General features: G+C 40.3%; 14 protein-coding genes. 13 read left to right on the top strand and 1 reads right to left on the bottom strand.

The window, feature by feature from the left end:
* The first annotated feature begins 15 nt into the window (after positions 1 to 15).
* From AC07YT_RS22060 to AC07YT_RS22020, 9 genes are all read left to right on the top strand, one after another.
* Entirely contained in the window at positions 16 to 429 is a 414-nt protein-coding gene (locus AC07YT_RS22060) for a hypothetical protein (RefSeq protein WP_086544866.1), read from the top strand.
* An 18-nt stretch (positions 430 to 447) separates the two neighbouring features.
* Positions 448 to 891 (top strand): hypothetical protein, encoded by a 444-nt coding sequence (locus tag AC07YT_RS22055; RefSeq protein WP_086544865.1) that lies wholly within the window; start codon positions 448 to 450, stop codon positions 889 to 891.
* 24 nt (positions 892 to 915) lie between these two features.
* Positions 916 to 1,344, top strand: a complete 429-nt coding sequence (locus tag AC07YT_RS22050) for a hypothetical protein (RefSeq protein ID WP_086544864.1) — start codon at positions 916 to 918, stop codon at positions 1,342 to 1,344.
* Between the two features lie 147 nt (positions 1,345 to 1,491).
* On the top strand, positions 1,492 to 2,076 hold the full coding sequence (locus AC07YT_RS22045) for a suppressor of fused domain protein (protein ID WP_494945526.1): 585 nt from the start codon (positions 1,492 to 1,494) through the stop codon (positions 2,074 to 2,076).
* Between the two features lie 48 nt (positions 2,077 to 2,124).
* Positions 2,125 to 2,724, top strand: a complete 600-nt coding sequence (locus AC07YT_RS22040) for a hypothetical protein (RefSeq protein WP_145954183.1) — start codon at positions 2,125 to 2,127, stop codon at positions 2,722 to 2,724.
* 44 nt (positions 2,725 to 2,768) lie between these two features.
* Positions 2,769 to 3,863 carry a DUF1266 domain-containing protein gene (locus AC07YT_RS22035; RefSeq protein WP_086544861.1) on the top strand — a complete coding sequence of 365 codons (1,095 nt, stop codon included), beginning with the start codon at positions 2,769 to 2,771 and terminating at the stop codon, positions 3,861 to 3,863.
* 6 nt (positions 3,864 to 3,869) lie between these two features.
* Positions 3,870 to 4,418: a hypothetical protein gene (locus AC07YT_RS22030; RefSeq protein WP_086544860.1), complete on the top strand. Its 549-nt coding sequence runs from the start codon at positions 3,870 to 3,872 to the stop codon at positions 4,416 to 4,418.
* A 204-nt stretch (positions 4,419 to 4,622) separates the two neighbouring features.
* Positions 4,623 to 6,110, top strand: a complete 1,488-nt coding sequence (locus tag AC07YT_RS22025) for a PhoX family protein (RefSeq protein WP_494945525.1) — start codon at positions 4,623 to 4,625, stop codon at positions 6,108 to 6,110.
* A 75-nt stretch (positions 6,111 to 6,185) separates the two neighbouring features.
* Positions 6,186 to 7,979: a cytochrome-c peroxidase gene (locus AC07YT_RS22020; RefSeq protein ID WP_494945524.1), complete on the top strand. Its 1,794-nt coding sequence runs from the start codon at positions 6,186 to 6,188 to the stop codon at positions 7,977 to 7,979.
* A gap of 635 nt (positions 7,980 to 8,614) precedes the next feature.
* Here the strand turns inward: AC07YT_RS22020 and AC07YT_RS22015 are convergent.
* Positions 8,615 to 9,298, bottom strand: coding sequence for an arylesterase (locus AC07YT_RS22015; protein ID WP_086544857.1), 684 nt, complete (start codon positions 9,296 to 9,298; stop codon positions 8,615 to 8,617).
* Between the two features lie 104 nt (positions 9,299 to 9,402).
* Between AC07YT_RS22015 and AC07YT_RS22010 the strand changes: the two genes are divergently transcribed.
* From AC07YT_RS22010 to AC07YT_RS21995, 4 genes are all read left to right on the top strand, one after another.
* Positions 9,403 to 10,092: an ABC transporter ATP-binding protein gene (locus AC07YT_RS22010; RefSeq protein ID WP_086549217.1), complete on the top strand. Its 690-nt coding sequence runs from the start codon at positions 9,403 to 9,405 to the stop codon at positions 10,090 to 10,092.
* Positions 10,085 to 12,619, top strand: coding sequence for an ABC transporter permease (locus AC07YT_RS22005; protein WP_086544856.1), 2,535 nt, complete (start codon positions 10,085 to 10,087; stop codon positions 12,617 to 12,619). Before AC07YT_RS22010 ends, AC07YT_RS22005 begins: the two co-directional genes overlap by 8 nt.
* Before the next feature lie 118 nt (positions 12,620 to 12,737).
* On the top strand, positions 12,738 to 12,920 hold the full coding sequence (locus AC07YT_RS22000; RefSeq protein ID WP_086544855.1) for a hypothetical protein: 183 nt from the start codon (positions 12,738 to 12,740) through the stop codon (positions 12,918 to 12,920).
* Positions 12,921 to 12,941: 21 nt separating this feature from the next.
* Complete coding sequence (locus AC07YT_RS21995; protein WP_086544854.1) at positions 12,942 to 14,231, top strand: gluconate:H+ symporter; 1,290 nt, start codon at positions 12,942 to 12,944, stop codon at positions 14,229 to 14,231.
* Positions 14,232 to 14,527 lie beyond the last annotated feature (296 nt).

Here is a 14,527-nt window from a genome sequence, read left to right as displayed (position 1 = left end):
TTTACATCAAAACCAATGAAAAAATTAATATTACTCCTGCTTATTGCCGCATCAGCACTCACCATAAGCAGTTGCAAAAAAGATAAAGCGCCAACTGAAAACCCAGCAGAAGCAGTTAAAGCCAAGGTATTAGGCAAATGGAATTTTGAATCAGGCACTATCATTACCACAAACCCGCCCAATCCAGAAAAAACAGAAAACCTTACCGGCAGGCCGGGTATGTATTTTGAATTCCGCACAAATGGGATTTCTTTCAATAATCTGGAGGGCGATGCAGAAGAACCGTATACCGTTACCAGCAATACTTCTATGCGCATAGGAGATTATACTTATAACATTAAAGAACTGACCGCCAACAGGTTCGTAATAGAATCAGTACAAAGCAACAATACGACAACCTCAAGATTTACCATGATTTTGAACAGGTAACAATTAAATTAGATAAAAATGAAAAAACACCTAATGATCATGCTGATTATGGCATTTGCAGTTTTCATAACCAGTTGCAAAAAAGATAAAGAAACCGATAGCAGCCAGGCCACTATAGCCAAATTACAGGGCAGATGGATGGCTACCTCACAGGTAGAAAAGGTTTACGAGAAGGCTGGCAACAAGCTGGTCTCCGAAAAAACAACCCCTTATATAGCCAACCAAAGGGAAATTGAATACAAGGGAAATGAAATAACTTATTACTTTAACGGAACCCCTGAAGATACTTACAGCTATGCCATTATTGGTACCGAAATAAGGTTAAGAGAAGATAACAGTGGCGTTTATTATCAATTGAAATTTTATTCTGATACGCAGCACTCCCATACTGAAGAATATGATTATAAAAACAACGCTATTGAAATGAAAGAAGTGACAGAAACCATTTATAGCAGAAAATAACGAACAGCACCAAAACTTAAAATTATGAAACTTTATATATTGGTTTTATTAGTGACCGTAACTGCACTTACCGGATGTAAAAAAGATAAAGTGAGCGACAACGACATCAATAATCAAAAAATACAAGGCAAATGGGATCTGGTACTCACCCGGTCCGTTACTTTTAATAATGGCAAAAAGGTTGAAGATGAGGAAAAGATTGCAAGTGGCACGACTATTTTTGAATTTGCGGGCAACACACTAAATTATATCGAAAAAAGTAGTTCTAAACAGCGTTATTCGTTTACTATAGAGGGCGATGAAATGATCATGCGAGGAGATAGAAATGGTGCTGTTTTCTTTAAATTCAAATTTAATTCTGATACGCAATTGGAATTATCGCAGCGTGAAACAGAAACCATCAACAATGTGACTTATGAAGAATCATTTACCTATGTAATGAACAAGCTGTAATAATTACGTAGATAGTGATTAATTGCCCTAACAGCAGAAATGGCAAAATCTTTGAACTGGCTTAATAAAAAAACATGATGAACCCAGAACTCTAAACAACAATTTACCTCTGAAGATACACCAGGATGGCAGGCGATAGATGATCAATTGGAGAAGATATACGGTGATTTAGAGGCACGCCATTACCCGCCATTGTGCGGAATCCATTACATGGCTGGTGGAACAGACCCGATAGATGGCGCCAGTATTTATGATTGCAGCCACCAAACCTTTCATCGGCACATCATCAGTTATGGTATGAGCGAACTGTATTATAGTGAAGATAAAGCCGGCGGAGAATTTAGCAAATGGGGTTTTGAATTTACGTTCAGGCTGGTCCCATTCAAAGATGATGAGCATGATCCCATCTGGGCCATAAACGTGATGAATAACCTGGCCAGGTATGTATTCTCGAGCGGGAAATGGTTTGAAGAGAACCACTTTATCCCAGCTAACGGCCCTATTAAACTAAATGCCGACACTGAAATAACAGGATTTGTTTTTGCATTAGATCCAGAACTGGGGAAAATAGATACTCCACACGGCGAGGTAAGTTTTTTACAGTTGGTGGACATTACCAATGCAGAAGTAGAACAACTTAAGCAAAATCCTTCAATGGCAGCTGTGAAAGAATTAATCGATCGTTTACAACAAGACAATCCATTATTAATAACCGATTTGAACAGGAAATAAAACTTAATGGTGAGTTTGCCTGGACGTAATCAGAATAAAATTAATGTCATGCCAACAAACATACCATACGATAATAACTGGGCCCTGTTACCTGGTGTTGGGCTGGGCAAAGTGGCATTTGAGATGACCCGATTACAGGTAAACGCATTTAAAAATATTTTAGGCGAGATTACTGCCGAAAGAAATTCTCTGTCACAAAAAGAACAGTTGCTGGACACTTTCCATATGCTTAAGGATTTTTTTACCGAAGAGGATCTAAAAACAGCTATGAAAGCTTTAGAGGAAGCAGGTGCACAACGTGGGGTTATAGAAACGGAGCACAGGGCAACAGGGATAACGCTGGAATACGAAGACGGCAAACTGACTGAATTTTTTGCCGATGACAGGGCCAGGCAACTTCATTTCCAGGGCACTGCTGTTTTCTCCAACCCATTAAGTTTAATCAAAAAAATGGCTTCTGTGCTGCAGGAAAATCCCTTGATTAAAGATGACGAACTGGTGTTTCAAAAACATAATATTTACCTGTTTTCTTTTATCTGCGAGGATTTTACTGAAGGCAGTACAGACAATAGAACGATGATGTGGAGAAAACACCCCAGACCTTTAGGCCTAAGTTTATTAGACTATCAAACCATGCAAATAATATAACAGGAAAATAAAATAATAGCAATAACCAGGATACATAAAATATAATGGAGGAATTTATTCAGAACCATCCCGGCGAAACAGAAGCAAAGCCCAGGTACAATCCGCAGGATGGCAATACCAATAGTGCAGGTTGGGCGTTTTTGGTACTGGCCTGTGTACCCGTAATAATTACTTATGCCGTGCTCTCCAGGCTAAAAGAGATCAATAAAATAGAAACCTGGATGTATTATGTGGGGCTTGCCATTGCATTGGTTCTCGGGGGATTAATAGGTAAAATTTTTATCCAGAAAATAACGCGGAGAAGAATAAACGAGCAGAAGAAATATTACAAATTAACGGGTGCAAACTGGTTGCCTCAACCAAAACGGGAAGCGCTGCAGTTAGATGCTCCTGATGGGTATAAATATGGAGAATGGATTGAAACCCTTGAGTATTGGCCTTGCGAAATAAGGTTGCCTAAAAAAGTGGATTTTAAAACCTTTATCGTTACCACAAAAGAAGAACGGCTGGAAGGCAACGACCAAAGCTGGGGCGTATTGTCAGAAAAATCGTACAATGAAACTATTGACCGCCTTTTTAACGGCATGCACAGCGAACTGTTTGCTACCGAGAAACACCTGATGCCAGCAGAAGAAATCAAAAAAATGATCACCCGCCTGGCCGACCTTACACAACTGCCCGAAAGTTATGTGCAAGCATGCTGGGAAACAAAAGATGATCAACCTCCATTGTTACTTTGGGGTTTCGACCTCCAGCGCATCATAGAACTATCGCGAACTTCTTTTATGGCAGGCTTAATTACGGAAGAAACGGCATGGCAAAATATATTAAAAACTTCAGCATATATCCATGCGCTATTTGATGACATGGATAGCTTTTATAACAATTTTAGGTTAGGTCACGCTTATCTGATTAACGACTTTAAAGTAACAAGCGAAAAGCTGAAAGCCCATAAAGCATATACTGAAAACTGCGACTGGCCGATTAAAGAAATTGCCTGGCGTAAAAATGGTATTGACCTTTTGCCCGATGTCATCCGAAATGGCTGTAAAGCGTTTGTAGATCAGCAAATATTAAAAAGTAAACATCAGGTAATCAAAGGTTTTCAATCAGGCAATACTGATCACACACAAAATTAGCCTACGATGATAAAAGAGAGCAGCTACAGCATATTAGCGCACAGTATTGAATTTGAATGGTATAACCTGTTCTTTAGCACGCTCCACCAAAACCGAATAGTTAACCGGGATAGAATAAACGCTGTCGATCTCAACACCTCACCACATTCGCTGATTATCGATAACAGGGAAATTATTTTCCTAAATCATGGCGATACGGAATTGCTACCAGCATTTGCAGCGAGAAATAAAATCCCTCAAACTACGCATATCGATACCTGGGCCATACTGACCAGGGATTATCTGGATACTGAACTTAATCCGAAAGTAATGTTGGAACAGAACCAGCAATTAACAGATATTGGAATCGATCAGCATGAATTTAAAAAAATAAGTAAAGCGCTTAAGTCAACTTTATTTGGCACCATGGAATGGACCTATCTCGGATTGTGGGATTTACTGGCAATGAAACAATACAGAAATCCATTTTATCGCTTTTTCGGAAGGAATTTTTATTGGCAGGCAATGGCCATAGCATTAAAAGGAAGTGATTACGAAAAACAGCAACTCAAATAATAAACAGCTGAAAACCATATTTGCCGGTTTATGTAAGAGGATACAATATTATGCCTGGAGTGAATCACCATTTTTTACGAGTCTTAAATAAATTCACGATCGCAAGAACAATTCTAAATAACACAATGCAGATTAGCTTAACATATACTTTAATTTCCGGAAACATGGGCCATGTAATTTTGCCTCAAACGGAAAACAAAACTTATGAACAAAACATTATTAAAGCAAAAGGCTTTAGCCCTTGCTGTAGCTGCATTCGTTACTTCGGCAATTGTGATCAGTGCCTGTAAAAAGAATAATGAGCCAGAAAGCCCTGAAACCACTCCGGTTACGCTTAAAGATTATTCGGTAAACCCTTCATTGGTAAAAGCCATGCCTGGTTTCGAAAGTCTGAATATTACTACTTTAATTAGCTCGGATGATGTACTGGCAGAATCACCAAATTTTATATTTGGCGCACAACCCGATGGAGCTGGAATTATTAAAAATCCAGCTGGCGAAGGTTTTATCATGATTAATAACCATGAAATTCTTCAATCAGTATCGAGGGTATATTTAGATAAAAATTTCAAACCTGTTAAAGGAGAATATATTGTAGATTCTGATGGCGGTATGACCCGTTTATGTTCTGCTACAATGGTAACGCCAGAAGAACATGGCTTTTCTAAACCAGTTTTCTTAACGGCAGGAGAAAGTGGTGCAGAATCAATGATCCACGCGATCGATCCACTTGCCGCTGCAGATAAAAAGAACAAACAAAGAACAGTCAGTGCATTGGGCAGATGGAGTGCTGAAAATGCGGTACCACTACCTAAAGCATCATATTCTGGCAAAACCGTTATCCTGATTGGTGAGGATGAAACAGATGGACAATTGGCCATGTATGTATCTAACACCCAGGGTGATTTAGAAAATGGAAAGTTATATGTGATGAAACGCAGCAATAACGATCCGATAGAAACCAACATGGACAAAGGACAAAGTTATGATGTTGAATTTGTGGAGCTAGACAATGTAAAAAGCAGTACAGGCGCACAATTACAGCAACAAACGATCGATAAAAAAGCTTTAATGCTGGCTCGTGTAGAAGATATCGATTACAGAAAAGGCAGTGCAGCAAACGGACGCGAAGTATATTTTACCGCAACCGGTGTTAGTCAGGGCGATAAACTTACACCCGTAAGTGGAAAAACCATGTGGGGCCGTGTATACAAATTGGTATTGGATGCAAGCAATCCGTTAAAAGGTAAATTAGAAGTTGCGGTTGATGGCAATGACAACCCTGGAAAAAGCATTGTCAATCCCGATAACTTATGTGTAACTGAAAACTATGTGTACATCCAGGAAGATGGGGATTCGTTCTATAAAAACAATGATCATGATGGAACCATCTGGCAATTTTCAATGGCTTCAAAATCGTTAAAACCGATGTTACAAATGAACCACCGCAGAACAGATGCTACTTTTAACGCTAAATATAATCCATCAAACAGTGTACAATTAAGTACATGGGAATATGGGGCGATGTATGATATCTCTGCATTGACAGGCATTCCTGATACATTCATCGTTAATTTACACCCGCACACCTGGACAAGTGATAAATACAAAAATGCGGATGGTGGTACAACAAGATTGGTAAATAATAACGAAGGCGGACAAGTTGTAATTGTTCGCGGCGTTTCTAAATAACTCAAATCACCTCTCTATCCCTTCCGGCAAATGCTGGAAGGGATTTTTCTATTTTATTTCAACTCCTTCCTAAGCATGTTTAGCCTTAAAAAAATTGTTTTTTTCGTTGTATTGATTACCCTTACTAGCCTGTTGTCCATTTTCTGTAAAACGGAAAACAGATCAAACGCAGCACTGATAAAAGCAGATTTTGATCGGCAGCTCACTGAATTTCAAAGCATTATTGACCAAAAATTATCGAATGCAGTTCAAAACAGGGACGAAAAAGCCATAAAACAAACTTTTTTACAGGCCAGAAAAAAATACAAAGAGCTGGAGTATTATATCGAATACTTTTTTCCTTCAACTTCTGCCCTGCTAAACGGAGCGCCCATAGATGAAATTGAACTGGGTGAAAATCTCATTGAAAATCCAACAGGCTTTCAGGTGATGGAAGAAATTATCTATGAAAAACCAACAACAGAAAACCGAAAAGAATTAGGGAACGAGGTAAAAAAAATGCAGCTCAACCTGCAGCGTGTTAGTCGTTTTAATGAACAGTACGAGATTACCGATGCACAATTATTTGATGCCATCCGTTTAGAAATTTTCAGGATTACCAGTTTAGGCATTACAGGTTTTGATACCCCAAACGCTTTACAATCGATACCCGAAACGGCTTCAGCACTACAGGGAATCGCAAACGTATTGGCAAAGTATGAAAATAATGCATCAGCTAAATTGATACCTTCAGCGATAAGCTACCTGGATAAAAACCCCGATTTTAATCATTTCGATCGTTTGACTTTTATTACCGAATATCTTGATCCAATCAGCAAGCACATCAATTTACTTCGTTTAGAAAAAAAAATACCCACTGCTGCCAGCGGGGCTGCGTTACGCGATGATGCAACAAGTATGTTTCAGGTAAATGCCTTTAATGTAAACAAATTTGTAGGCAACAGTACCCTATTTATTAATGATGATAAAATTGCACTTGGGAAAATCTTGTTTAACGACGCTATACTTTCTAATGGAAATAACCGGAGCTGCGCCAGCTGCCATCAGCAATCACTTGCCTTTACCGATGGTTTAACTAAAGCAACAGGAATATCAAATGGTAAATCTTTACTGAGGAATACACCAACCTTAACTTATGCTGGGTTACAGCGTGGATTTTTTTATGATTTAAAGGCCGGAACCTTAGAAGATCAAGCGCTTGATGTGGTCCATCATAAACAGGAAATGAATGGTTCACTAACCCAGGCCGCAACGAGAATTAATTCATCAAAAAACTATCTAACTTTATTTCAAAAAGCCTATCAGGATAAAACTGCAAAAGCCGATCCCTGGAAAATCCAGCATGCACTGGCATCTTATATCCGTTCCTTATCTCCGTTTAACGCCCGGTTTGACCGCTACATGCAGGGCGATAAAAAACAGTTAAATCAGGAAGAAAAAGCGGGTTTTAATCTTTTTATGGGAAAAGCAAAGTGTGGTAGCTGTCATTTTGCACCTTTATTTAATGGCACACAGGCACCACTCTTTATCAAAAGTGAAGCAGAAGTTTTAGGCGTACCCGCCACTACAGACACCTTAAAACCTAAAATAGATGCTGACTTAGGCCGGTATGCCCTTTATGCGTACCCACAATATAAACACGCTTTTAAAACCTCTACTTTAAGAAACATCACCAAAACAGGTCCATATATGCATAACGGTGTTTATAAAACCTTAGAACAGGTGATGGATTTTTATAATCGAGGTGGTGGCGCAGGCATGGGAATCGATGTTCAAAACCAGACTTTATCAGCCGATAAGCTGAACTTAAGCAAACTGGAGATCAAACAGATTATTGCATTTTTAGGCACACTGGAAGATCGTCCATAAATAGAATATGCTCGCGTCATCCTGAGTTTAGCTCAGGATTTTAAAAGATGGAAAATGTAAGATGGATGAGGGAATTAACCTTGAGTCCAATGTTAGCGAGAAATGCATTTGTTATGCACAACAAGTGTTTAGTGGCGATAAAATCGGCTTTCCCCCACCCATATACCCCTGGTGTCATCCTGAGTTTAGCTCAGGATCTTAAAAGAGATGGAAAATGTAAGACGGATGAGGGAATTAACCATAATTAGCGAGACATGCATTTGTAATGCACAACAAGAGTTTAGTGGCGATAAAATCGGCTTTCCCCCACTCATATGCCCCTGGCGTCATCCTGAGTTTAGCTCAGGATCTTAAAAGATGGAAAATGTAAGATGAATGAGGGAATTAACCATAATTAACGAGACATGCATTTGTAATGCACAACAAGTGTTCAGTGACGACAAATTCCCCCTCCCATATACCCTTGGCGTCATCCTGAGTTTAGCTCAGGATCTTAAAAGATGGAAAATGTAAGATGAATGAGGGAATTAACCATAATTAGCGAGACATGCATTTGTAACTCATAATAAAAAGTTGTGTGGCGATAAAATCACCTATCTCATCCATCCTCGTTACAAACGAGGACGATGCATAAACTACAACAAATCCTTCAATACCACCCAAACGTTTTCAGCAAGGATCTTATCGCCCTCGGCGGTGGGGTGTATGCCATCGGCCTGGTTTAATTTCGGAACACCACCTACCTTATCCAATAAAAACGGGATCAGCGCCATTTGATTTTTCTTTGCCAGATCAGGAAACATGTTTTTAAAATCTGCAGCATATTTTGCGCCCATATTTGGGGGAACCTGCATACCGGCCAGCACCATTTTAGCATCCGGGTATTTAGCTTTTACACGGTCAATAATCGCCTGAAGGTTTTTAATCGTTTGCGATACAGGTAAGCCACGTAAACCATCATTGGAGCCAAGTTCGAGCACAAAAATATCTACACGCTGTTTAAGTAACCAATCAATCCGGCCTTTTCCACCAGCAGAAGTTTCTCCGCTTAAACCACCATTAATTACTTTGTAAGGCATTTGTAAAGAATCGATCCGGTTTTGAATTAATGCCGGGTAAGCTTCTGTTGGGTCGAGCCCATAACCTGCTGTTAAACTGGTGCCAAAAAAGAGGATATTCTTCTGTTTAACGGCTGTAACTGCCGTTTTTTGGTCAGCCGAATCTAAAGTTTTATCCGTATCGCGTTTACTTTCACGGTTTCCGCAGCTTAGCAGTACAAGGCTCAAAACAAATAGCCCCATTAATCGTTTTCGTAACATATCTATTTAATCTATATCTAATTATTATTTAAACCATTACCTTAACAGGCAGCGCCCTGTTATGTTTGGCCATCATCTATACGCAAACCTTAAAAATTCAGCTATTGGAAAGCATATTGAACATCCGAAATGTAAGCAAAATTTACCAAAGTGCCGGACGGGAACTCACCGTTTTGGATAACATTAACTTTTCGATCACAGCAGGCTCAACAGTAGCCATAACAGGTCCTTCGGGAAGTGGAAAAACAACCTTGCTCGGCTTATGTGCCGGATTAGACAGGGCCAGCAGCGGAACGGTTGAGCTGAATGGTATAGCCTTAGAGAAACTGAATGAAGATGAAAGGGCAGCGGTTAGAAATCAGTATGTGGGTTTCATTTTTCAGAATTTTCAACTCTTACCCACTTTAACGGCGCTCGAAAATGTAATGGTACCCTTAGAATTAAGGGGTGCAAAAAACATCCGTGCACATGCCTTAGAACTGCTGGATAAAGTTGGCCTGGCCGATCGTTCGCATCACTATCCTGTACAATTATCAGGCGGCGAGCAACAGCGCGTTTCGCTGGCCAGGGCATTTTCCAATCAACCGGCTATTCTCTTTGCAGATGAACCTACCGGAAACCTTGATGCAGAAACCAGCGAAAAGGTAATCAAATTGCTTTTTGATTTAAATAAAGATGCAGGGACCACCTTGATTATCGTAACACACGATCTAGAGTTGGCTGCCAGAACGGCAAGAAGCATTAAAATTAAAGGCGGCGTAATCATTTCAGACGAAAATTCTACTTATGCCTAATAACCTCCCAAAACAATCTATAAAGTTTTCGTGGCTGTTTAAAATGGCCTGGCGCGATAGCAGGAAAAACCGTGCACGTTTATTGCTCTTCATCTCATCCATTGTTTTGGGTATTGCTGCCCTTGTTGCCGTTTATTCCTTTAAAGATAACCTGCAAAAAGATATTGATGCACAGGCAAAAGAGCTTACCGGGGCCGACCTTGTTTTAGATAGCCGCAAAGGGGTAAGCAAAGCCATACAAAAAATGCTCGATACACTTGGTGATGAGCGATCGCAGGAGAAAACCTTTGCTTCGATGATTTATTTTCAGAAAGGTGGAGGCAGCCGTTTGGTACAAATGAAAGCCCTGGAGGGAAACTACCCTTATTACGGTACCATAGAAACCATTCCACTGGCTGCCGCAAAACATTTTCAATCGGGGAGAAATGCATTGGTAGATCAAACCCTCATGATGCAGTTTAATGCAAAAGTGGGCGATTCGGTAAAAATAGGCGATCTCAATTTTAATATCCTGGGTACGTTAACCAAAGCCCCTGGCCAAACCGGTATTGGTGCAAGTATTGCGCCTACCGTTTATATTCCACTACAAACACTCGATAAAACCAATCTGATTAAAACCGGAAGCCGGATCAACAATAAATTTTATTTCCGGTATAATGATCCCTCCAAAATAGATGAATGGGTAAAAAAGCAGGACAGCAAATTAGAGAAAGAAGGTTTTGATGCCGACACCGTTGAATCGCGAAAAGAGCAAACCGGAAGATCTTTTAAAGATGTAAACCGTTTCCTGGCTTTATCTGGTTTTATCGCCTTGCTGCTGGGTTGCGTTGGTGTAGGCAGTGCCATCCATGTGTACATTCAGGAAAAATTAAGCGCGATTGCCACGCTGAGGTGTTTAGGACTAAAATCACGCCATGCCTTTTTAATCTACCTGATCCAGGTTTTTTTCATCGGCTTAATTGCCTCCGTTTTAGGGGCAGCTTTGGGCACAGGCATACAGTTTTTACTTCCCCTGGTGTTAAAAGATTTTCTGCCAATCGAGATCAGCATGCAGGTTTCGTGGCTGGCGGTGGGTCAGGGTGTTTTATTGGGGCTCATCATCTCGGTCCTCTTTGCCCTCCCTTCACTCCTTTCCGTTAGAAGGATTTCACCTTTAAATGCCATCCGGATATCTTTCGAAAAAGCATCCGGAAAAAGAGATCCGCTAACCTGGCTGGTATATCTGCTTATGGCGGTCTTTATTACGGCTTTTACGCATTTGCAGATGAAAACATGGTTCCAAACGCTGGCTTTTACCGCCAGTATTGCCATCGCTTTTGTGCTGTTGATTATACTGTCTAAACTATTGATGTTTCTGGTGAGAAAACTCTTGCCTAATTCATCGCCTTATTTATGGCGACAGGGTTTTGCTAACCTCTACCGGCCCAATAACCAAACCTTGATGCTTACCGTTTCAATAGGTTTATCCACTGCATTTATCTGCACACTGTTTTTTGTTCAGGGGATATTAATGAGTCGTGTTACGCTTTCATCAGGTGCCAACCAGCCCAATATGGTGATGTTCGACATCCAGAATACGCAAAAGGAAGGATTAGACAGTTTAACCAAAGCTTTCAAATTGCCGTTAATGAACCAGGTTCCCGTAATTACGATGCGGATTGAAGAAATTAACGGAAAGAAAGCCAGTGCCGATACCAATAACAGAAGGGCTTATCGCAACGAAATCAGGGCTACTTATCAGGATACTTTAACCGCAGCAGAGAAAATTACATCGGGAAAATGGATCGGAAAAATAAAACCCAATGAAACGGTTTATATTTCTCTGGATCAACGTTATGCCCAGCAAATCCATGTTAAACTGAATGATAAAATCCTTTTCAATGTGCAGGGTATGATGATCCCTACAGTGGTTGGAAGTTTGAGGGAAGTAAACTGGAGCCGGATGCAGACCAATTTCAGGGTTGTTTTTCCTGCTGGGGTATTGGAGGAAGCACCACAGTTTCATGTATTAATGACCAGGGTACCATCGGGCGAAGTTTCAGCTCGTTTTCAGGGTGAAGTCGTGCAAAAATTTCCAAATGTTTCAGTCATTGACTTAGATCTCGTATTAAAACTCTTAGATGAGTTGCTAAGCAAGATTGGTTTTGTGATTCAGTTTATGGCTGGCTTTAGCATGGTTACCGGCTGGATTGTTTTAATATCTTCGGTATTAACCAGTAAAAACCAGCGAATAAAAGAAAGCATTTTATTGCGGACCATGGGTGCGAGCAGAAAACAGATTTTAGCGATAAATGCCATTGAGTATTTCTTTTTAGGGGCTTTTGCAGCCGGGGCAGGATTAATTTTAGCCATCAGCGGAAGCTGGGCATTAGCTAAATTTACTTTCGATGCAAGCTTCGTACCTCCGTTTATACCAACCATATTGTTATTTGGCTCAATAGTGTTGCTGGTGGTAATTACAGGAATATTAAGTACCAGAAGCATCCTGAACCAGCCACCGCTGAAGATTTTAAGGACGGAAAGTTAAGCGAGTCCAGTTGACAGTTTTAAGTGTTCAATTTGCAGTTTGCATATAACTGAAAACTATGAACCGCCAACTGAAAACTGTTTATACAGCTTTTAGCAATTTATAATACATTTACATCATGATTAGATTAAACAACGATACGCCAAGCGACGTTCTTCAGGATGTAAAAATCGGCGATATGGTAACCGATACCTTTAGCAAAACAGGTTTGGTAGAAAATATAGAAATTAGTGATGATGGACTGTACCGGGTTTACGAATTTAATCTGGTAACGGGACGAACCATTACTATTAAAAAGTAAATTACCCTAAGCCCTAACCAAATGTCATTATTTATCCTGCTTTTCGGTATCCTCTTGCTCTTCGTGCTGATCTTAAAAAAGATCAACCCCATGATTGCCCTAATTGCGGTGGCGATTATTACAGGTCTTTTATTAGGCATGCCAGCTACAAAAGTAATGGCTTCTATCAGCAATGGGATTGGCAGCACATTGGGCAGCATGGTTATGGTTTTGGCGCTTGGCGCGATGATGGGCAAACTGATTGAAGACAGCGGATCGGCAAAAAAGATCGTTTTCATTTTGATCGGTGCTTTTGGTAAAAAGAACATTCAATGGGCGGTGCTTCTCACCGGTTTACTAGTCGGAATTCCTTTATTTTACAATGCAGGTTTCGTGGTATTGATCCCTTTGGTTTTTGCCATTTCGGCCACAACAGGATTATCAAAATTATACATTGGCATCCCAATGGCTACAGCCCTTTCGGTAACACATGGTTTTTTACCACCTCACCCTGGTCCTGTCGCACTGGCTGGTATTTTCCATGCCGATATTGGTAAAACATTAATTTACGGATTAACTTTAAGTGTACCTATTGCGGTTATTGCCGGAATCTATTTCCCACGATTGATCCTTAAACGAGATCAATCAGTAACTGTTCAACATTTTAGTATCAGTGAAGAAGAAAACCTTCCTTCTGCTTCAAGGAGTTTCATCACTGCATTGCTGCCGGTATTTTTAATCATCGCCGGAACCATAGGAAGCAGTTTCAAAATCGATTATATCTGTAAACCGCTATTTATATTTTTAGCCGATCCTACTGCAGCCCTTTTAATCTCGGTTATTATTGCTTTAGTAGTTCAAAAAACTTCGATTACGAAAGCAATGGAATCTTGTGCCGAAGGAGTAAAAAGTATTGCCATGATTATCCTCATTATCGCAGCAGGCGGCGCCTTTAAACAGATTTTGATTGATAGTGGTATGGGCGAAACCGTAAAACAACTTACAGGCGGCCTAAATTTATCGCCATTATTACTGGCATGGTTAATCACCGCATCACTTCGGGTAACACTAGGTTCCGCAACAGTGGCTGCACTAACCGCTTCAGGTATGGTGTTGCCTTTAATAGGGCCTGGCACGCCACCAGAGTTAATGGTATTATCAGTTGGCGCAGGGAGTTTAATGTTTTCGCATGTAAACGATACCGGTTTCTGGATGTTTAAAGAATATTTTAACCTGAGCCTGAAAGAAACATTTCGCACCTGGACAATGATGGAAAGCCTGGTTTCTGTTCTAGGGCTTGTTGGGGTGCTGGTGTTGAATCAATTTGTGTAGCGATCCCGTCATTTCGAGCGGAGTGAAACGAAGCCGAGAAATCTATCTATTGTACTTAAATCAAGCTCAAAGATCCCTCTCCCGAAAGTTCAGGATTGCACTACAATTGGGATGGCGATTCATCTGTAGTATTTTTTTTTCGGGAAAGCAATGGCAGAAGCTTTTAGGTTAAAACAGCCCACTCTCCGTTCTTTTCGATGAAGAATCGAAACCACTTCGATCCCTTAGGTTTGAGAAAGATTATCAAAGAATTAAATTTGACAAAGGAAACCTTAAAAGCAGAGGTGAACTATGCT

The sequence above is a fragment of the Pedobacter sp. GW460-11-11-14-TSB4 genome (assembly GCF_059423705.1).
This window is presented reverse-complemented; position numbering and strand designations above follow the sequence as displayed.